This window comes from Martelella alba, assembly GCF_005217455.1.
GTDB lineage: Bacteria > Pseudomonadota > Gammaproteobacteria > Enterobacterales > Enterobacteriaceae > Acerihabitans.
In genome coordinates, this window is sequence record NZ_SZPQ01000001.1 from 320767 (window position 1) to 341357 (window position 20591).

12 protein-coding genes are annotated in these 20591 nt (G+C 57.1%); 8 read left to right on the plus strand and 4 right to left on the minus strand.

Annotated features, from left to right (window positions below; translation table 11 throughout):
• Nucleotides 1–194 precede the first annotated feature (194 nt).
• Entirely contained in the window at nucleotides 195–1085 is an 891-nt protein-coding gene (gene nadC, locus FCN80_RS01600) for a carboxylating nicotinate-nucleotide diphosphorylase (RefSeq protein WP_136988128.1), read from the minus strand.
• Nucleotides 1086–1176: 91 nt separating this feature from the next.
• Between nadC and ampD the strand changes: the two genes are divergently transcribed.
• Entirely contained in the window at nucleotides 1177–1755 is a 579-nt protein-coding gene (ampD, locus tag FCN80_RS01605) for a 1,6-anhydro-N-acetylmuramyl-L-alanine amidase AmpD (RefSeq protein WP_136988130.1), read from the plus strand.
• Nucleotides 1752–2606 (plus strand): beta-lactamase regulator AmpE, encoded by an 855-nt coding sequence (gene ampE / locus FCN80_RS01610; RefSeq protein ID WP_136988132.1) that lies wholly within the window; start codon nucleotides 1752–1754, stop codon nucleotides 2604–2606. Before ampD ends, ampE begins: the two co-directional genes overlap by 4 nt.
• Nucleotides 2607–2612: 6 nt before the next feature.
• Here ampE and FCN80_RS01615 read toward each other — a convergent pair whose 3' ends face one another.
• From FCN80_RS01615 to FCN80_RS01625, 3 genes are all read right to left on the minus strand, one after another.
• Nucleotides 2613–3569: a glycoside hydrolase family 43 protein gene (locus FCN80_RS01615; RefSeq protein WP_136988134.1), complete on the minus strand. Its 957-nt coding sequence runs from the start codon at nucleotides 3567–3569 to the stop codon at nucleotides 2613–2615.
• 59 nt (nucleotides 3570–3628) lie between these two features.
• A complete protein-coding gene (locus tag FCN80_RS01620; RefSeq protein WP_136988136.1) occupies nucleotides 3629–5035 on the minus strand; it encodes a glycoside-pentoside-hexuronide (GPH):cation symporter in 1407 nt (468 codons plus the stop codon).
• 226 nt (nucleotides 5036–5261) lie between these two features.
• Nucleotides 5262–6638: an amino acid permease gene (locus tag FCN80_RS01625; RefSeq protein WP_230492424.1), complete on the minus strand. Its 1377-nt coding sequence runs from the start codon at nucleotides 6636–6638 to the stop codon at nucleotides 5262–5264.
• Between the two features lie 584 nt (nucleotides 6639–7222).
• Here FCN80_RS01625 and pdhR point away from each other — a divergent pair.
• The 6 genes from pdhR (at nucleotide 7223) to FCN80_RS01655 (ending at nucleotide 20080) form a co-directional block, all read left to right on the plus strand.
• Nucleotides 7223–7987, plus strand: a complete 765-nt coding sequence (gene pdhR / locus FCN80_RS01630; protein ID WP_136988138.1) for a pyruvate dehydrogenase complex transcriptional repressor PdhR — start codon at nucleotides 7223–7225, stop codon at nucleotides 7985–7987.
• A gap of 180 nt (nucleotides 7988–8167) precedes the next feature.
• A complete protein-coding gene (gene aceE / locus FCN80_RS01635; RefSeq protein ID WP_136988139.1) occupies nucleotides 8168–10837 on the plus strand; it encodes a pyruvate dehydrogenase (acetyl-transferring), homodimeric type in 2670 nt (889 codons plus the stop codon).
• 15 nt (nucleotides 10838–10852) lie between these two features.
• Nucleotides 10853–12754 (plus strand): pyruvate dehydrogenase complex dihydrolipoyllysine-residue acetyltransferase, encoded by a 1902-nt coding sequence (gene aceF / locus FCN80_RS01640; protein ID WP_136988140.1) that lies wholly within the window; start codon nucleotides 10853–10855, stop codon nucleotides 12752–12754.
• A 350-nt stretch (nucleotides 12755–13104) separates the two neighbouring features.
• Entirely contained in the window at nucleotides 13105–14532 is a 1428-nt protein-coding gene (lpdA, locus tag FCN80_RS01645; RefSeq protein ID WP_136988141.1) for a dihydrolipoyl dehydrogenase, read from the plus strand.
• A 608-nt stretch (nucleotides 14533–15140) separates the two neighbouring features.
• Nucleotides 15141–17738: a bifunctional aconitate hydratase 2/2-methylisocitrate dehydratase gene (gene acnB, locus FCN80_RS01650; RefSeq protein ID WP_136988142.1), complete on the plus strand. Its 2598-nt coding sequence runs from the start codon at nucleotides 15141–15143 to the stop codon at nucleotides 17736–17738.
• A 374-nt stretch (nucleotides 17739–18112) separates the two neighbouring features.
• Nucleotides 18113–20080 (plus strand): ankyrin repeat domain-containing protein, encoded by a 1968-nt coding sequence (locus tag FCN80_RS01655; RefSeq protein ID WP_136988143.1) that lies wholly within the window; start codon nucleotides 18113–18115, stop codon nucleotides 20078–20080.
• Nucleotides 20081–20591 lie beyond the last annotated feature (511 nt).

Sequence of the window (20591 nt, forward strand, 5' to 3'; positions counted from 1 at the left end):
GGCACCATAACTCTTCGCGCGCCGCGCGACCAGCGGCGAAATACCGGCCAGCGGGAATGATTGCAAAATTTACTCAGCGATTGCGCCGTTTTCAGGACAAATTGCGAAGGGCATTGCGGACGGTATCCGGCAGGGCATTACCGCCCGGTTTTCGCCCCGCGGCGGCGGGATACCGCCGCGCACGGAGGGCGGCATTAATGAAAACGCATGGAAAGATCAAGGGCGCGGATATGTTTGGTCAACGCGCCCACCGAAATAAAATCCACGCCGGTGGCGGCATATTCCGCCAGTGTCGCCAACGTCACGTTGCCGGAAACTTCCAGCAGGGCCTGGCCATTGTTAATGGCGACGGCGCTGCGCATATCGACCAGGGAGAAGTTGTCCAGCATGATGATATCGGCGCCGGCCGCCAGCGCCTGTCCCAGCTCGTCGAGGTTTTCCACCTCCACTTCCACCGGCACATCGGCGCGCAGGGCGACGGCATTGGCCACCGCCTGGGCGATGGAGCCCGCGGCGATAATGTGGTTTTCCTTGATAAGAAAAGCATCCGCCAGTCCGAGGCGATGATTGCCGCCGCCGCCGCACAGCACCGCGTACTTCAGCGCGGTGCGCAGGCCGGGCAGGGTTTTACGGGTATCGAGCAGTTGCGTGCGGGTACCGGACAGCGCATCCACGTAGCGTCTTACCTCCGTCGCGGCGCCGGACAGGGTCTGGACGAAGTTCAGCGCGGTGCGTTCGCCGGTCAAGAGCAAAGGGGCCGGCCCGGTCAACCGGCACAGCGGTTGATTGGCCCGTATCGCATCGCCGTCCGACACCAGCCAGGTAATGCGCGTATCGCCGCCCAGTTGGCGGAACACCTCTTCCAACCAGCGCTGACCGCAGAAGACCCCGTCTTCCCGGGTAATGATAACGGCCTCGGCCTGTTTATCCCGCGGCAGCAACCGGGCGGTGATATCGGCATCGGGGTCGGGGGCGCCGCCCAGATCCTCGCTCAGCGCGCGGGTGACGGCGGAAGGAATATCCTGCGCAATCCGTTCGAGCAATTCGGCCCGGCGGCGTGCTGCGCTATAACGACGTGTCGGCATAAAAACTCCGAAATAGCCAAAAAGGGGAAAGGTAAATCATGCTACTCTGTTGCCGGTGCAAGTACCACTGCTGGTCCGTATGAGGTGTGAAATGCGGTTGGAAAACGGATGGATATCAGGTGTCAGGCGGGTGCCTTCGCCCCATTGCGATGAACGGCCAAACGGCGAAGCGCCGTCTTTGCTGGTCATCCATAATATCAGCCTGCCGCCGGGCGTTTTTGGCGGTCCTTATATCGATCAGTTGTTTAGCGGGACGCTATCGGCCGATGAACACCCCTTTTTCGCTGAAATCCAGGGATTAAAGGTCTCGGCGCACTGCCTGATACGACGTGACGGGGAAATTGTGCAATATGTGCCGTTTCACCGCCGTGCCTGGCATGCCGGCGTATCCCGTTTCGCCGGCCGGGAACGCTGTAATGATTTTTCCGTGGGCATTGAGCTTGAGGGGGCCGACGACCGGCCCTACGCCGAAACGCAGTATCAGCGGCTGGCCGGCGTTACCCGCTTGCTGATGCGGTGTTATCCCATCACGCCGGAAAGAATTACCGGTCACAGCGACATCGCGCCGGCCCGCAAAACCGATCCCGGCCCGGCATTTCTGTGGCATCATTACCGGCAATTGCTTTCGGTGGGCACCGAGGATGCAGACAGGGAGATTCAGGGTTCATGACTTTGTTTACATTATTACTGGTACTGGCATGGGAACGGTTGTTCAAGACCGGCGATCACTGGCAATTGGATCACTACCTCGAACGTCCGTTCGCCCGCATACGCCAGGTGTCCGTGGCGTTGACCCTTCTGCTGACCCTGTGCTGGATGATTGTGGTGGCGTTGTGTCTGCGCCTGAGCGCCAATGTGTTTTTCGGCGTGGTTTCGCTACTCCTCTGGATTGTGCTGTCGCTGTTGTGCATCGGCGCCGGCGGGATCCGCAAACATTACCGCGCTTATTTGGCGGCTGCCGCGCGCGGCGACGGCCATGCCTGCGACGCCATGGGGGAAGAGCTGGCGCTGATTCATGGCCTGCCGGTGGATTGCAGTAAGGAAGAGCGGTTACGCGAGCTGCAAAACGCGCTGTTGTGGATTAACTACCGTTTTTATCTGGCCCCGCTGTTTTGGCTGGTGGTGGGCGGTCCGTTCGGACCGGTCACGCTCGCCGGCTATGCTTTTTTGCGCGCCTGGCAGACTTGGCTGGCTCGCCGTTCGACGCCGCTTAAACGGGCGCAATCGGGCGTTGACGCGTTGCTTCACTGGCTGGACTGGATCCCCGTCCGTCTGGCTGGGGCGGCTTATGCCCTGCTGGGGCATGGCGAGAAGGCGTTGCCGGCCTGGTTCGCCTCCCTGGCCGATCTGCGCACGGGGCAATATCAGGTTCTGACCCGTCTGGCGCAGTTCTCCCTGGCCCGCGATCCCCACACCGACGACGTGCAAACACCGCGGGCCGCGGTATCGCTGGCAAAAAAAATCACCCTGGTCATTGTGGTGGTGGTCGCGCTGCTGACCATTTACGGCGCGCTGGTATAACGGCCGCTAGCCGTGATCCGCCGGCGGTTCGCCGAACCGGGGCATGCCATGCTCGTCCCAGCCGAATGCCTTGATACGGGTATGGCGGTTGGGATCGTACAACGGATCGCCGCTGATCTCCGTATAGGATCGGGCATGATAAACCAAAACGTCCTCTCCTTGTTCCCCCACGGTAAAGCTGTTGTGTCCCGGACCGAATTGCCGGTTCTGCGGCTGGCTTTTGAAGACGGGCTGCGGCAGTTTGCGCCAGGCCCGCGCATTGCCGATATCGTCGTCGGCGTCGGCCCATAACAGACCGATGCAGTAATTTTCATCGGTGGCGCTGGCGGAATAAGTGATGAACAGCCTGTGAGCATGACGCAGAAAAGCCGGTCCCTCGTTAACCCAGAAACCCCGGGTTTCCCAAGGCAACTCCGGCTTGCTGATCATGACCGGCGCCGATTGTAGCGACCAGGGCGACGCCATTTCGGCAAGATATAAATTAGAGTTGCCGCGGATGCCCGGGTCCTTTTGCGCCCAAAGACAGTAATGCTTACCCCCATGGCGAAAATGCGTGGCATCCAGGGAAAAGGTGTCCAGCGGCGTGATCACCCGGCCCCTCTCCCGCCACCGGCCGGTCAGAGGGTCGTCGTCCGCGCATTCAAGCACGAACATCCGGTGCTGGAAGAGACCGTCGACGATATCCGGTTCATGAGCGGCGGCAAAATACAGATACCAATGGCCGTCGATATAATGCAGCTCCGGCGCCCAGATAAGCGCGCTCATCTCGCCCGTGTCGTGTTTACGCCATACCGTGACCGGACTGGCTTGCGCCAGTCCGGCCAGAGTGCGGGCGCGTCGGATCTCCAGTCGGTCATATTCCGGTACCGAGGCGGTAAAGTAATAATAGCCATCGTCGTGCCGGTAAATATAGGGGTCGGCGCGCTGTTCAATGAGTGGGTTTGGCCATTGTGCCGGGTTCATGCAATTTCTCCTTGCTGGACGGCATCGCCCCCGCCGTGCCGAATGGCGGCGGGGGACTGTCAGGGATGACGGGTTTCCAATACCTGTTTTTCCCCCCAGTCTGCCGGAGGGCGCGCGGCCTGTCGCCGGCGGATTGCCAAATCGTTTTGTATTCGGCGCATCAATTGGTTATCCATTTTCAACAGACGGACAACGCCGGCGGTAATGAGGTAGCCGATGCCGGGGATGACGGTGAACAGTAGGGTAATACCGCGTATGGCTTCGGGGGTTTGCCGGACGGCGTCGCCCCGGTAGCCGTAGGCCGAAAGGATAAAGCCGACAAAAGCGCCGGCCACCGCCAATCCGACTTTCAAAAAAAACAGGTTGCCTGAAAAACTGATACCGGTGATGCGCTTGCCGGTTTTCCATTCGCCATAGTCGTCGGCATCGGCCATCAGCGACCAATGCAGTGGCGAGGGGATCTGGTGCAGCAGGCTCAGCAGGAAATACATCACCAGAATAAAGGCGGTCAGGTGCGGGTTGAACAGGTAAAACACACAAGAGAAGATGGCCAACACAATATTGACCCAAAAGAAGACTTTGAGCTTGCAAAACCGGTCGGTAAGCGGTTTGGCCAGCGCGCTGCCCGCCATCATTCCCACCACCCCCAGGCTGATGAACAGACTGGCGAAGCCGGCGCTTTTCCCCATGACGTAGGTAACGTAATACAGGGTGGCGGCCATGCGGATAAAGCCCGGGCAGACATTGAAAAACGTCAGGATCAGTACCCGTACCCACTGGTCGTTTTTCCAGACATCGCGCATATCCGCCTTGAGCGCGTCGCTGGTGGGGATTGCCGGTTGAATACGTTCCCTGACGGTGGCGAAACAGAACAAAAACATCAGGCAGCCTATGATTGACAGCACGGTCATGGCCCACTGAAAACCTTTGGCCCGGTCGCCGCCGCCGAACTCATCCACCATGGGTAACAGCGTAAGAGAAATGATCAGCGTGGCGATACCCACCAGGACAAAGCGCCAGGATTGGCACGATACCCGTTCCTTCGGATCATTGGAGATAACGCCGCCCAACGAACAATAGGGTATATTAATGGCGGTATAAATAAGCGACATCAAGAAATACGTGATGAAAGCATAAGCCACTTTGGCCTGATAGCTCCAGTTCGGCGTGGTGTACATCAAGACACTGAACACCGCAAAGGGCACCGCCAGCCAAAGCAGATAGGGTCGAAATCGTCCCCAGCGGGAGCGGGTACGGTCGGCGATGGCGCCCATGATAGGGTCGGTGACGGCGTCGACGATACGTATCGACAATAGCAATACGCCGACCAGGGCGGGCGTCAGCCCGAAAATATCCGTGTAAAAATAAGCCAGAAACAGGGTGATGGAACCCCAAACCATGTTACAGCCGGCGTCTCCCATCCCGAATCCCAGCTTTTCCGATAACGACAGCGGTTCATTGTCCATTTTGCTCTCCATTGTGCGCCCGCATGGCGTATCCCCCAGTATTGGCCTGTCAGCCCCAGGGAGGGAGAGGGTAAAACCGGTCGTAAAAATGGAGAAATGGACTATTCAGTGAAAACCGTGATGGCGATCCGTTGTTGGCCTGAGGGGGATCCGGGTCGATGGGGCGGAATTGCGGGCGGCCGCACACGGACGGGGTGTTCCGCAGGCGGCCGCTCAGTGAGCGGGGTTATTCTAATACATTGGATTCACGGAACTTTTTCTGCTTAATCACATAGCCGATGGCCAGAACGCACAACCATACCGGGATAAGATAAACAGAAATTTCCATGCCGGGGGTGAATAGCATGATAAGCAGAATCCCGGCCATAAACAGCAAGCACAGATAATTACCGAACGGATACCACAGCGACCGGAATTTGGTGACCCGGCCCGCTTGCGCCATTTTGCGGCGAAACAGCAGGTGCGCCAGGCTGATCATGCCCCAGTTTATCACCAGCGCCGAGACCACCAACGACATCAGCAGGCCAAAAGCCTTGCCCGGCATAAGATAGTTAATCAGGACGCAAATCGCGGTGGCCAGCGCCGAAACGCCGATTGCGGCCACGGGCACGCCGCGGCGGTCCACGGCGAGCAGCATTTTCGGCCCGTTGCCCTGGTTGGCCAGGCCGAACAACATGCGGCTATTGCTGTATACGCAGCTGTTATACACCGACAGTGCCGCGGTCAGCACCACGATATTAAGTATCGAGGCCACGGCATTGCTGTTCAAGGCATGGAAAATCAGCACGAACGGACTACCGCCTTCCACCACCTTACCCCAGGGATAGAGCGCCAGTAAGATAGCCAGAGAACCAATATAAAACAGCAGAATGCGGTAAATGACCTGGTTGGTGGCCTTAGGTATGCTTTTCTCCGGGGTATCGGCTTCCGCCGCGGTGATGCCCACCAGTTCCAGCCCGCCGAAGGAAAACATAATGACCGCCATGGCCATGGTCAGACCGCCGATCCCATTCGGGAAGAACCCTCCCTGCGCCCAGAGGTTGGTGATGGTGGCCTCCGGACCGCCGTGGCCGCTGATCAGCAGCCAGCCGCCGTACAGGATCATGGCGATAATGGCGGCGACCTTGATAATGGAAAACCAAAACTCCATTTCGCCGTAGATTTTAACATTGGCGAGATTAATAACGTTGATAAGAACAAAAAAGACCGCCGCCGAAACCCAGGTGGGCAGATCCGGCCACCAGTAGTTCATATAAATGCCCACGGCGCTGAGTTCGGCCATGGCAACTAAAACGTACAGCACCCAATAATTCCAACCGGAAGCGAAACCGGCGAAATCTCCCCAGTAACGATAGGCGAAATAGCTGAAAGAACCGGCTACGGGTTCCTCAACCACCATTTCCCCCAGTTGGCGCATGATGAGAAAGGCGATGAAACCGCCGATGGCATATCCGAGAATAACTGACGGACCGGCCATTTTTATCGTCTGCGCAATGCCCAGGAATAATCCGGTACCGATTGCGCCGCCCAGGGCGATTAACTGAATATGGCGATTTTTCAACCCGCGTTTCAGCGTCTCGCCGCGCTGTTTACCATCCATCATAAAATCCTCATTCGTTTGGCGGGCACCGCTTTGCCGCAATGGGAAAGCGCGTGGGTGTTGTAAGCCGCCAATGCCATTTTATGTACTTATTTTTTTACGCTAACCGCCGCATGAAATGACATCCCGGGCTGTTGCTGGCACAAGAATAGTGGTATGCGGAAAAGTTTGCACCTGATTTATCGGTCCGCCGTCGGGATTTGCAAGACGACGTGATCTGTCGCATTTTTCACGCCATGTCCGTCGCGGGGTCAATATGTAATAAACTGGGTTAACTAAATGTTAAATTCGCCTATTTTATGCCTATGAGGGGTTTGATATGCATCATTTTTTCAAGCTCAAACGGTTCAGCTTGAGTAAAAATGCGTTGCGGAAAAGTTAAATTTGTCACAGCGGGTCTTCGGTGATTTATACTGAATGGTTATCAAAATGCAGCATATGTTTAGTGCGATTGTTTAAATGTGCGGGCTTTCATGATTTTGGTCAAAGCCATTATAGACAGGAGGTGAATACTTTGTTACTTTAGCGTCACGTTTTGCAAATTGGTATTACCAATTGACTTCGCGCCATTCGCAGAGATGACATCAATGGCCTATAGTAAAATTCGCCAAGCTAAGTTATCGGATGTAATTGAACAGCAGTTAGAGTATTTGATACTGGAAGGGACGTTGCGCCCTGGTGAAAAACTGCCCCCCGAGCGTGAACTGGCCAAGCAGTTCGATGTTTCCCGGCCTTCCCTGCGAGAAGCCATCCAGCGCCTGGAAGCGAAAGGACTGTTATTGCGCCGCCAGGGCGGCGGCACTTTCGTTCAAAGCAACCTGTGGCAGAGTTTTAGCGATCCCCTGGCCGAATTGCTGGCCGATCATCCGGAGTCCCAGTACGATCTGCTGGAGACTCGTCATGCCCTTGAGGGCATCGCCGCCTATTATGCGGCGCTGCGCGGCACCGAAGAAGACCTGGCTCGTATTCGCGATTGCCACCAGATAATTCAGCAAGCGCAGGAAAACGGCGATGTGGACGCCGAATCCGATGCCGTCCTGCAATATCAAATCGCTGTCACCGAAGCCGCACATAATGCGGTTTTGTTGCATTTGGTGCGCTGCATGGGACCGATGCTGGAAAAAAACGTACGACAGAATTTTGAATTGCTCTACTCACGCCGGGAAATGCTGGCGCAAGTGAGCAGCCATCGCGCCGGTATTTTCGCGGCGATTATGGCACGCGAGCCGGAAAAAGCGCGCGAGGCTTCGCATCGCCATCTGGCTTTTATAGAGGAAATTTTGCTGGACCTCGGTCGAGAACACAGTCGGCGCGAACGATCGCTCCGCCGTCTCCAGCAACGCAAGGACTAGGCGCCCGGTAACGGACGCTGCGCGGCAACAAAACAATGGGCCTGTCTGCCCGCGACGTCGATGAAACGCACCGCGATCAACGGCGCAGAGGCTTCACACTATCCCGAGAGATTTTTCGGGTCGCGGCTCGAAAGACGAAGGGCATAAATCAATTAATAGCGATAGATAAGGAACACCACCATGTCAGAACGTTTATACAATGACGTGGATCCGATCGAAACACGCGACTGGCTACAGGCGATCGAATCGGTTATCCGTGAAGAGGGTATTGAGCGCGCCCAGTATTTGATCGATCAAGTGCTGGACGGGGCTCGTAAGGGTGGCGTCAGTATCGCTGCCGGTGCGTCGGGCCGGAATTACATCAACACCATCCCGGTTGAGGATGAACCCGAATACCCCGGCAATCTGGAACTGGAGCGCCGTATTCGCTCGGCGGTGCGTTGGAACGCGGTGATGGCGGTGCTGCATGCATCGAAAAAAGATCTGGACCTGGGCGGCCATATGGCGTCGTTCCAGTCCTCCGCCACGATTTATGAAGTCTGCTTCAACCACTTTTTCCATGGGCGCAATGGCCAGGACGGCGGCGATCTGGTGTATTTCCAGGGCCATATCTCCCCCGGCATCTATGCCCGCGCTTTCCTCGAAGGTCGCCTGACCGAAGAACAAATGAATAATTTCAGGCAAGAGGTTCACGGCAAGGGCTTGCCGTCCTACCCGCATCCGAAGCTGTTGCCGGAATTCTGGCAGTTCCCCACCGTGTCCATGGGGCTGGGTCCTATCGCGGCCATCTATCAGGCGAAATTCCTGAAATATCTCAGTCATCGCGGTCTGAAAGACACGGCGGCGCAGAAGGTTTACGCCTTCCTTGGCGACGGCGAGATGGACGAACCGGAATCCAAGGGCGCCATTACCGTCGCGACCCGGGAAAAACTCGATAATCTGATTTTCATCATTAACTGTAACTTGCAGCGTCTGGACGGGCCGGTCACCGGCAACGGCAAGATCATCAATGAGCTGGAAGGCATCTTCGGCGGCGCCGGCTGGGAAGTGATCAAGGTGGTCTGGGGCAGTCGCTGGGACGACCTGCTGCGTAAAGACACCACCGGCAAACTTATTCAACTGATGAATGAAACCGTCGACGGCGATTACCAAACCTTCAAGTCCAAAAACGGCGCCTATGTGCGCGAACATTTCTTCGGTAAATACCCGGAAACCGCCGCGCTGGTCAAAGACATGAGCGACGACGAAGTGTGGGCGTTGAATCGCGGCGGCCATGATCCGAAAAAAGTGTTCGCCGCCTTGCAAAAGGCGCAAAAAGTCAAGGACAAACCGGTGGTTATCCTGGCGCACACCATCAAAGGCTACGGCATGGGCGAAACCGCCGAGGGCATGAACATCGCCCATCAGGTCAAGAAGATGAACATGGACGGCGTGCGGTATTTCCGCGACCGTTTCAATCTCTCTTCGCTGGTGGCCGACGACGCGGTGGAAAAGCTGCCTTACATCACCTTCGGGGAAGAAACCGACGAATACAAATACCTGCATGGCCGCCGCAAGGCGCTGAACGGTTATGTGCCGACCCGCCTGAAGAATTTCACCCAGCCGCTGGAATTGCCGTCCCTGGCAGACTTCGGCGCATTGCTGGAAGAGCAGAAAAAAGAAATCTCCACCACCATCGCGTTTGTCAGGGTTTTGAATGTCATGCTCAAGAACCCGTCCATCAAAGATCGCCTGGTGCCGATCATTGCCGACGAGGCGCGGACCTTTGGTATGGAAGGCCTGTTCCGGCAAATCGGCATTTACAGCCCGAACGGCCAGCAGTACACGCCTCAGGACCGTGAACAGGTGGCTTACTACCGCGAAGACGAAAAAGGCCAGATTCTTCAGGAGGGGATCAACGAACTGGGCGCGGCCTCATCCTGGCTGGCGGCGGCGACCTCCTACAGCACCAACGATCTGCCGATGATTCCGTTCTACATCTACTATTCGATGTTCGGCTTCCAGCGTATCGGCGATTTGCTGTGGGCGGCCGGCGACCAGCAGGCGCGCGGTTTCCTGATAGGCGGCACCTCGGGCCGCACCACCCTGAACGGCGAAGGTTTGCAACACGAGGATGGCCATAGCCATGTTCAGTCGCTGACCATTCCCAACTGTGTGTCCTATGACCCGGCTTACGCCTATGAAGTGGCGGTCATCATGCACGACGGGCTGACCCGGATGTACGGCGAGCATCAGGAGAATGTCTACTACTACCTGACCACCCTGAATGAAAACTACCATATGCCGGCCATGCCGCAGGGCGCGGAAGAGGGCATTCGCAAAGGGATCTACCGGTTGGAGACCCTGGAAGGCGGAAAGGGCAAAGTGCAGTTACTCGGCTCGGGCGCCATTCTGCGCCATGTTCGCGAAGCGGCGGCCATCCTGTCCAAGGATTATGGCGTCGGTTCCGATGTGTATAGCGTCACATCGTTCACCGAGCTGGCCCGGGACGGTCAGGACTGCGAACGCTGGAATATGCTGCATCCGACCGAAACGCCCCGCGTGCCCTATGTGGCGCAGGTAATGAACGACGCGCCGGCGGTGGCTTCCACCGATTACATGAAGCTGTTTGCCGAACAGATCCGTAATTTTATCCCGGCCAGTGAATTCCGGGTACTGGGCACCGACGGTTTCGGCCGTTCCGACAGCCGTGAAAATCTGCGTCATCACTTCGAAGTGGATGCCGCTTACGTGGTCGTGGCCGCTTTGGGCGAACTGGCCAAACGCGGCGATATCGAAGCCGGCGTCGTGGCGGAAGCCATCGCCAAATTCAATATCGATGCCGATAAAGTCAATCCGCGTCTGGCATAAGAGGTAAAACAACCAATGGCTATTGAAATTAATGTGCCGGATATCGGTACGGACGAAGTGGAAGTGACCGAAGTGTTGGTCAAGGTCGGCGATACGGTGAGCGCCGAGCAATCGCTTATCACCGTCGAAGGCGACAAAGCCTCCATGGAAGTGCCTTCGCCCTGCGCCGGCGTAGTGAAGGAACTGAAAGTCGCCGTCGGCGACAAGGTAAGCACCGGTTCCTTGATTATGGTCTTCGACGAGGCGGCCGGCGCCGCCAAGGACGCGCTCGCCGCGCCTGCGCCGCAGCAAGAAACAAAAGCGGCCGCCGCCGTGGATAAAGACGTTTTCGTGCCGGATATCGGCGGTGACGAGGTGGAAGTGACCGAAGTGCTGGTCAAAGTCGGCGATACGGTGAGCGCCGAACAGTCGCTGATTACCGTCGAAGGGGATAAGGCTTCCATGGAAGTGCCGGCGCCGTTCGCCGGCACCGTTAAACAAATCAAGGTCAACACGGGCGATAAAGTCAGCACCGGCTCGCTGATTATGGTGTTTGAAGCGGCGGGCGAAAGCGGTAGCGCTCCGGCGCAGGCGCAGGAGCGCAAGGCCGACGCCGCGCCGGCCCCGTCAGGTGGCGTCAAGGACGTCAGCGTGCCGGATATCGGCGGCGACGAGGTTGAGGTGACCGAGGTGCTGGTCAAGGTCGGCGACACGGTGAGCGCCGAACAGTCGCTGATTACCGTGGAAGGCGATAAGGCCTCCATGGAAGTGCCGGCGCCGTTCGCCGGCGCCGTCAAGGAAATTAAGGTCAAGGTCGGCGATAAAGTCAGTACCGGATCGCTGATCATGGTGTTCGAGGTGGCGGGCAATGCGGCCGCACCGGCGCCGCGGTCAGGCAAAGCCGAAACCGCCGCCGCCGTCGCGCCGTCGCCGGCCTCGTCGGCCAATAAGAATGCGGCGGCGATCAGCGCGCCGTCCGTTGCCGCTAAAGGCGAATTCGCCGAGAACGCGGCCTATGTCCATGCCACGCCGCTGATTCGCCGGCTGGCGCGGGAATTCGGCGTCGATTTGGCGAAAGTCAAAGGCACCGGTCGCAAAGGCCGTATTCTGCGAGAAGATATCCAGGCGTATATCAAAGACGCCGTTAAACGGGCCGAGGCCGCCCCGGCCGCCGCTGCCGGCGGCGGCTCGCTGCCGGGCCTGTTGCCTTGGCCGAAAGTGGATTTCAGTAAATTCGGCGAAGTCGAAGAGGTCGAACTGGGCCGGATTCAAAAGATCTCCGGCGCCAATTTGCATCGCAACTGGGTCATGATCCCCCATGTGACGCAATTTGACGAGGCCGATATCACCGAGCTTGAGGCTTTCCGCAAAGAGCAAAACGCCGAGGCGGAGAAAAAGAAACTGGATGTGAAGATAACGCCGCTGGTCTTCATCATGAAGGCGGTCGCCAAGGCGTTGGAAGACATGCCTCGCTTCAATAGCTCGCTGTCCGAGGACGCCCAAACGCTGATCCTGAAAAAGTACATCAATATCGGCGTGGCGGTGGATACGCCCAATGGCTTGGTGGTGCCGGTATTCCGCGATGTCAATAAGAAAGGCATCTTTGACTTGTCCCGCGAGCTGGCGGCCATCTCCAAGAAAGCCCGCGACGGCAAATTGACATCGTCCGACATGCAGGGCGGATGCTTTACCATCTCCAGTCTCGGCGGTATCGGCGGCACCGCGTTCACGCCCATCGTCAATGCGCCGGAAGTGGCCATTCTCGGGGTGTCCAAATCCGCCGTCAAACCGGTTTGGAACGGCAAGGAATTCGCGCCGCGCCTGATGTTGCCGCTCTCCTTGTCCTATGACCACCGGGTGATCGACGGTGCGGTGGGCGCGCGTTTTATCACCTATATCAATCAGGTGATGAGCGATATCCGCCGGTTGGTGATGTAAACGGCAAGCCGGCCCATGGGGCCGGCTGTGGTACAGTATGACTCCCCGCCGGCCGGCGTGCCGGGCCGGCGGGGCGGACAGGTTTATATTCTGGAAACTTCGAGTTGCATCGCGACGGCATGTGCGCGAGGCCCCAAGAGCAAAGCTAGCTCTGTGACTGGGGCGGACGCGGCCAGCAAAGAGACGACATGAAGTATGACGGGTAGCGTCCCATTCGCATGCTATGCAGATTATTAACATTTCTGTAAACTGTGCGCGATGGAGGCATACCGGCGGCGATAGCGCATGATGCCTTTGACTCGCCAATAAATGAGCGCCGCTCCCGCCGGATAAACAAATAAGAGGTCATAATGAGTACAGAAATCAAAACCCAGGTCGTGGTACTTGGGGCGGGCCCGGGAGGATATTCCGCCGCCTTCCGTTGCGCTGATTTAGGTCTGGAGACCGTGCTGGTCGAACGTTATGCAACCCTGGGCGGCGTCTGCCTGAACGTGGGATGCATTCCCTCCAAGGCGCTGCTGCATGTGGCCAAGGTGATTGAAGAAGCTAAGGCGTTGCGGGAAAACGGCATCACCTTCGGCGAACCGAAAACCGATATCGATAAAGTGCGGACCTGGAAAGAACGGGTTGTCAACCAGTTGACCGGCGGTTTGGCCGGCATGGCCAAGGCGCGTAAAGTCAAGGTGGTCCAGGGCGTGGGTAAATTCACGGGTACCCATAGCCTCCAGGTGGACGGCGAGAAGGGCAGCACCACCATTACCTTCGACAACGCCATTATCGCCGCCGGTTCCCGTCCCATCACCTTGCCCTTTATTCCCCATGATGATCCGCGTGTCTGGGATTCCACCGACGCGCTGGCGCTCAGGACGGTGCCGGAACGCCTGCTGGTGATGGGCGGCGGTATTATCGGTCTGGAAATGGCGACCGTTTATTATGCCCTGGGCTCCAAGATCGACGTGGTGGAAATGTTCGATCAGGTGATCCCGGTCGCCGACAAAGATGTGGTCAAAGTGTACACCAAACAAGTCAGCAAGCAGTTCAATCTGATGCTGGAAACCAAGGTCACCACCGTGGAGGCCAAGGAAGACGGCATCTATGTCAGCATGGAAGGCAAGAAGGCGCCTGCCGAACCGCAGCGTTACGATGCGGTACTGGTGGCTATCGGCCGCGTGCCGAACGGGAAGTTGCTTGATGCGGGCCAGGCGGGGGTGGAAGTGGACGATCGCGGTTTCATCCGGGTCGACAAACAAATGCGTACCAATGTGCCGCACATTTACGCCATCGGCGATATCGTCGGCCAGCCGATGCTGGCGCACAAAGGGACCCATGAGGGACATGTGGCCGCCGAGGTCATTGCCGGCAAGAAACATTATTTCGATCCCAAGGTGATTCCGTCCATCGCCTATACCGAACCGGAAGTGGCCTGGGTCGGCGTCACCGAGAAGGAAGCGAAGGAGAAGGGTATCAGCTTCGAAGTCGCCACCTTCCCCTGGGCGGCGTCGGGCCGCGCCATCGCGTCCGATTGCCAGGAGGGGATGACCAAACTGATCTTTGATAAAGAGAGCCACCGGGTGATAGGCGGTGCGGTGGTCGGCGTTAACGGCGGCGAGTTGCTGGGGGAAATCGGCCTGGCCATCGAAATGGGCTGCGATGCCGAAGATGTCGCGCTGACCATCCACGCCCACCCGACCTTGCACGAATCGGTCGGTCTGGCGGCGGAAGTTTTCGAGGGCAGTATTACCGACCTGCCCAACGCCAAGGCCAAGAAAAAGAAATAAGCCCTGCCGCCAAGCTCCGGGTATCTCCGCCGGGCTTGGGGCGCTAGCGCATTATCCTCACCGGCCGGATTCACCGCGCCGGCTTGAGGTTTGCGTCATCCTCTCGGTCGGCCGTTGATAACCTGCCGGCAGTTTCCCTCCGTTTTTCCATGGCGAATCCCTCATACTTCAAATCACTCGAATTGCATCCGGGCGGCAAGCGCGCGAATGTCGCCAACGAAGAGACGAAGCGTAGTATGATGAGCCTGTGCTCGTCACACTTCAGGTTGCCTCTTTGTTGGCCGCGCCCGCCGCCGCGATGCAACTCGGCGTATGTAGCGACTATAAACAATGCTAATTATTTATCGGTTAAACAGGATCATTTAACCCGCGCATTCTTGCCTAAGGCCTTAACGTTTCAGCGAAAAAATAATGTTATATAGATGTAAACAAATTAACAGGGTCGTTTATTCCTGATACACTGTCAGCCCGGCACCGGGTAATAAAAGATCAAAAAGTTCATTTCTCGAGCGAGGTCCCTTGAGACGTCGCGATACGATGCCGGCCTGTTCCGAAACGAGCAATGACAAACGACAGCGAGCAATGACTAGAATAGCGAGGAGATCGTCGTGCTAGAAGATTATCGTAAGCACGTTGCCGAGCGTGCCGCCCAGGGGATTGTGCCTAAACCTCTTGATGCCGCGCAAGCGGCCGCGCTGGTTGAACTGCTGAAAAAACCGCCGACCGGCGAAGAAGAGTTCATTCTTGATCTGTTGATGAACCGCGTGCCTCCCGGCGTGGACGAGGCCGCTTACGTGAAAGCGGGATTCCTGGCGGCCGTCGCCAGAGGCGACGCTTCTTCGCCGCTGATAAGCCCGGCCAAGGCCGTCGAACTGCTCGGCACCATGCAGGGCGGTTATAATATCCAGCCGCTGGTGGAAGCGCTGGATGATGAGGCATTGGCGCCTATCGCCGCAGACGCGCTGAAAACCATGCTGTTGATGTTCGACAGTTTTCACGATGTCGAGGCGAAAGCCAGGGCCGGCAATCCCCATGCACAGGATGTGATGCGCTCGTGGGCCGAGGCGGAATGGTTTCTCTCCCGTCCGCCGCTGGCGGAAAAGATCACCGTGACGGTCTTCAAGGTCACCGGCGAAACCAACACCGATGACCTATCTCCGGCGCCTGACGCCTGGTCCCGCCCGGATATCCCATTGCATGCCCTGGCCATGCTTAAAAACCCCCGCGACGGCATAGAGCCCGACCAGCCGGGCGCCGTCGGGCCGCTCACGCTGCTATCCGAACTCAAGGCGAAGGGCTATCCGCTGGCCTATGTGGGCGACGTGGTCGGTACCGGCTCGTCGCGCAAATCCGCCACCAATTCCGTGTTGTGGTACATGGGCGAAGATATTCCCCATGTGCCGAATAAGCGCAGCGGCGGCGTGGTGCTGGGCAGCAAGATCGCGCCTATTTTCTTTAACACCATGGAAGACTCAGGCGCGCTACCCATCGAAGTGGATGTGTCGGAATTAAACATGGGCGATGTTGTCGACATCTATCCGTTTAACGGCGAAATTCGCCATCATGCCGACAACCGCCTGCTGGCTTCCTTCAAGCTTAATACCGACGTTCTGGTGGACGAGGTTCGGGCTGGTGGCCGTATTCCTCTCATTATCGGCCGCGGTCTGACCTCGCGGGCCCGTGATTCCCTGGGGTTGCCGGCCAGCCAGATCTTTCGCCATGCCCGGGCGGTGGCGCCTTCGGACCGCGGTTACACCCTGGCGCAGAAAATCGTCGGTCGCGCCTGCGGCGTGGCGGGCGTGCGGCCCGGCCAATACTGTGAACCTAAAATGACCTCGGTGGGTTCGCAGGATACCACGGGCCCGATGACCCGCGACGAACTCAAGGATCTGGCCTGTCTTGGCTTTTCCGCCGATCTGGTCATGCAGTCTTTCTGCCACACCGCCGCGTACCCGAAACCGGTGGATGTGCAGACCCATCATTCGCTGCCGGACTTCATCATGAACCGCGGCGGCGTATCCCTGCGCCCCGGCGACGGCATCATTCATTCCTGGCTGAACAGAATGCTATTGCCCGATACGGTGGGCACCGGGGGCGATTCCCATACCCGCTTCCCTATCGGCATCTCATTCCCGGCCGGGTCCGGCCTGGTGGCTTTCGCCGCCGCTACCGGCGTTATGCCGTTGGATATGCCCGAGTCGGTGCTGGTGCGGTTCAAAGGCGAACTACAGCCAGGCATCACGTTGCGCGATCTGGTGCATGCCATTCCCTATTACGCTATCCAGCAAGGCTTGCTCACAGTGGAAAAGAAGGGCAAAAAGAACATCTTTTCCGGACGCATTCTGGAGATCGAGGGGTTGCCCGATCTTAAAGTCGAGCAGGCATTCGAACTGGCCGACGCCTCGGCCGAGCGTTCCGCGGCGGGATGCACCATCAAGCTGAATCAGGCGCCCATTGAGGAATATCTCAGCTCCAATGTCGTGCTGCTGAAATGGATGATTGCCGAGGGATACGGTGATCGCCGTACGCTGGAACGTCGCGTCAGCGCCATGGAAAACTGGCTGGCGCGACCCAGCCTGCTGGAGGCGGATGCCGATGCGGACTATGCCGCCATCATCGAAATCGATTTGGCGTCCATCACCGAGCCTATCGTTTGCGCCCCCAACGACCCGGATGATGCCCGCTTGTTGTCGCAGGTGGCCGGTAACAAGATTGATGAAGTCTTCATCGGCTCCTGCATGACCAACATCGGCCACTTCAGGGCGGCCGGTAAATTGCTGGACCAGCATAAAGGCGCGCTGCCGACCCGGCTATGGGTCGCGCCGCCCACCAAGATGGATGCCGCGCAACTGACCGAAGAGGGTTACTACAGTATCTTCGGTAAAAGCGGCGCGCGGGTGGAAATCCCGGGTTGTTCGCTATGCATGGGCAATCAGGCGCGGGTCGCCGATGGCGCCAAGGTGGTTTCCACCTCTACCCGCAACTTCCCCAATCGGTTGGGCACCGGGGCGGATGTGTATTTGGTGTCGGCTGAGCTGGCGGCGGTCACATCGCTACTGGGGCGGCTGCCAACCCCGAAGGAATATGCCCAGGCCATGGCGTCGGTGGATAACAGCGCGGCGGATACCTACCGCTACCTGAACTTCGATACCCTGGCCGATTACACCGAAAAAGCGGATGCGGTGATTTTCCAGACGGCGGTATAAGTTCTTGTTGCCAAGACGGGAAACCGACGGCGGGCCAAAGCGATCTTTGGCCCGTTTTTTTTGCTGGATTGTCCGTTTCTCCGGCGGTTCACCGGATTTGGTAAAGTCGCCATTATCGTTTCCGCGTATTTATGAAAAAAACCATCAAGCAATATTTCTCACGCCTTGGTTCTCGTCAAGTTCAACAAATACTCGCTAAGAAGACGTTTCATCTATGCCGGATATTCGCCGTAGGCTATAAAGATAGCCGGGGCGGTACAAATAGTCTGTGATGGCGCAACGAGCTATTCGAATACTTTAAATCGCTTCCTAATTGACGTTATTAAATAATCAAATTGCGCCGGCGCTCTGATATCCCATGCAAAGGAGAAAAGATGTTGACACACCCCCTATACCCTTTGGCATACACCCCAACTGTGCCAACGGAACCCTTTCCGGGTATTGCCGGCTCTGCGCCGACATCGGCGGCCAACGGTATTTCCGCGTTGACGCCGGTACACATTGGGATATTGCCGCAAAGCCTGAAAAAGCGCATCGCACGGGACAAGATAACGGAAGCCAGGCGAGAAAACAATTTTCCAGGCAATCATTTGGCTTATCGAGGCTATAAGGCGGTCTATGGCGTTGACTCCCGCCCACAGAGAAAAATCCGCGGCTTGACAGCGGTGCGGCCCAGGGAATATATCGCTTTGTTGGATTTGCCTGCGCTAAAGGGCGCCACGGAACCGGATTTGGACAATATCGATTTTCAGGATGTGGACGGCAATACCTATTTGATGCAACTGGCGGGGCGGGACGACCCGGACAACGACGAAAAACTGGATCTGGCCCTAAAGCGATATAACGCCAATCCTAATATCAGGAATAACCATAATTACACGGCGTTGCACTACGCCGTTGCCGGCAAATTCAGTCTCAGGACCGAAGCATTGCTAAAAAACCACGCCGACGCCAATGTGGTCGGTGGCCTGGGGCAAACCCCATTGCATATGGCGGCTTGCAATGATGATCTCGGCTCAATGTTCGCTTTGAAACATCACGGTGCCGATTTACATCGCACGGATAAAGACGGTAATACGGCGCTGCATTTGGCGATAAAGTATAACATGACTAAGATTTCGTTGGTATATGATCCGATAAGCATCGCGTCCAGTCTGGAAATCTATAACCACGCCAGGCGCACCCCTTTACTGGAAGCATTAACCGACAACCGTTTGGCGTGGGCCAAAGATCTGGTTGATAATAATGCCGATATTGAAGCTCGTGATGGTAACGGCCGTACTGCGCTGATGTTGGCAATTATTGCCAACGACAAAGAGCTGGTGAAACAAATTATAAAAAAAGGGCCTGATATTTACGCCGAGGACAATCGCAAAGAAACCGCCATCGAACAGGCGTGGCATAATCAGCGTGACGATTCATTCAAGCGATTAATGAGATACAGTCTATCGCCGCACGCGAAACGCGAAGGCGCGCTTTCACCGTTCATGAAGGCGCTGACTGATCGGAAATTTATTCTGGCGGCGGATATGCTTGATTACAGCGTCGATGTAAATCAACGAAACGCCCGGGGTTATACGCCGTTAATGCTGGCGGTATTACATGATGAAAAGGAGCTGACGGAAAAGCTATTGCGTAAGCAGGCGGACATCAATGAAAAAGACCCGTCAGCCAACACCGCGTTGATGTTGGCGGTCAAGTACGATAAGCCGCAAGCGTTCGCCGCGTTGCTGGAAGTGCCGTGGGATCTCGACCAGGCCAACAACCATGGACAAAGCGCGCTGCTGCTTGCGGCCGAGAATGGCCGGATGGCGATGTTCGACGCGCTGATGCGGCTTGGCGCTGATATTGATGCGCGCGATAAGAACGGACTGGCGGCCATTTCTCTGGCGATAAACCACAATGACACCGCGCTGTTGAATAACATATTGTCATTTCATCCCGTGTTGAATTTCGCCGATAACGATGGGAACACCTTACTCATGCTGGCCCAGCAGGCGAATAATACTTATGCGCAGGATATCCTGCCCCAGCACGGCGCCTTATGGGTTCTCCCGACAACCCTTGCGACATCAATACCCGCCGATGAACTTTCATCACAGCCGGCGGCGGAGGACGCTGCGCCGATGGGTCAGCCGCCATCTCCGCCCGTGCCGACGTCCACCGAAGGCCACGACGGCGCCATCGGCGGTCCGCGGATGGACAGTGGCGTATCGTCGTCGAACCGGCCGACGCATTGGATGCAACGCATGACCTGCTGGCTTGGGGATTTGGCACGGACCTGGGGAGTTTCTTTACCTGGCATGGAAAAGCTTCTTACCGTCCCGGTTCTACGACGTTAAACAGGGGAGGGTTATATACTCCAAATAATTCAAGTTGTATCGCGGCGGCAAGCGCGGCCAACAAAGAGGCAACGTGACGTGCGACGAGTATACGAGGGAATAACGTAGCGGGACTCCTTTTATTATTGCGCGGCAATTTTTTGACCGGCATCAATGTGCCGAGCACGGCGGATTTCTCTTGCCGGGCATCGGCTATCAAACAACACCATTTTGCCAAGGACTGCTTTATGCTTGAACAGACCCCTTTTTTAGCGACAAATACGGATTTTACGGGATATGCCCGAACGCCAGTAGTCGGCGGGGCCGCAGCAAACCTCTCGGCACCGGGACGCGCCATGCCCCATTTGGATGCCCTTATGCTGACTTTGCCCAAGCGTCTGAGACGCGCTGTACCCTATGCGGGGGTATGTCCCGGGAGGATACCAGCGATTACGCCTCGACTCTCGCTTACCGGGGATACCGACGACCCGCTGGGTATGTATCATCAAACAACCGACTTTCTCGCGCGATT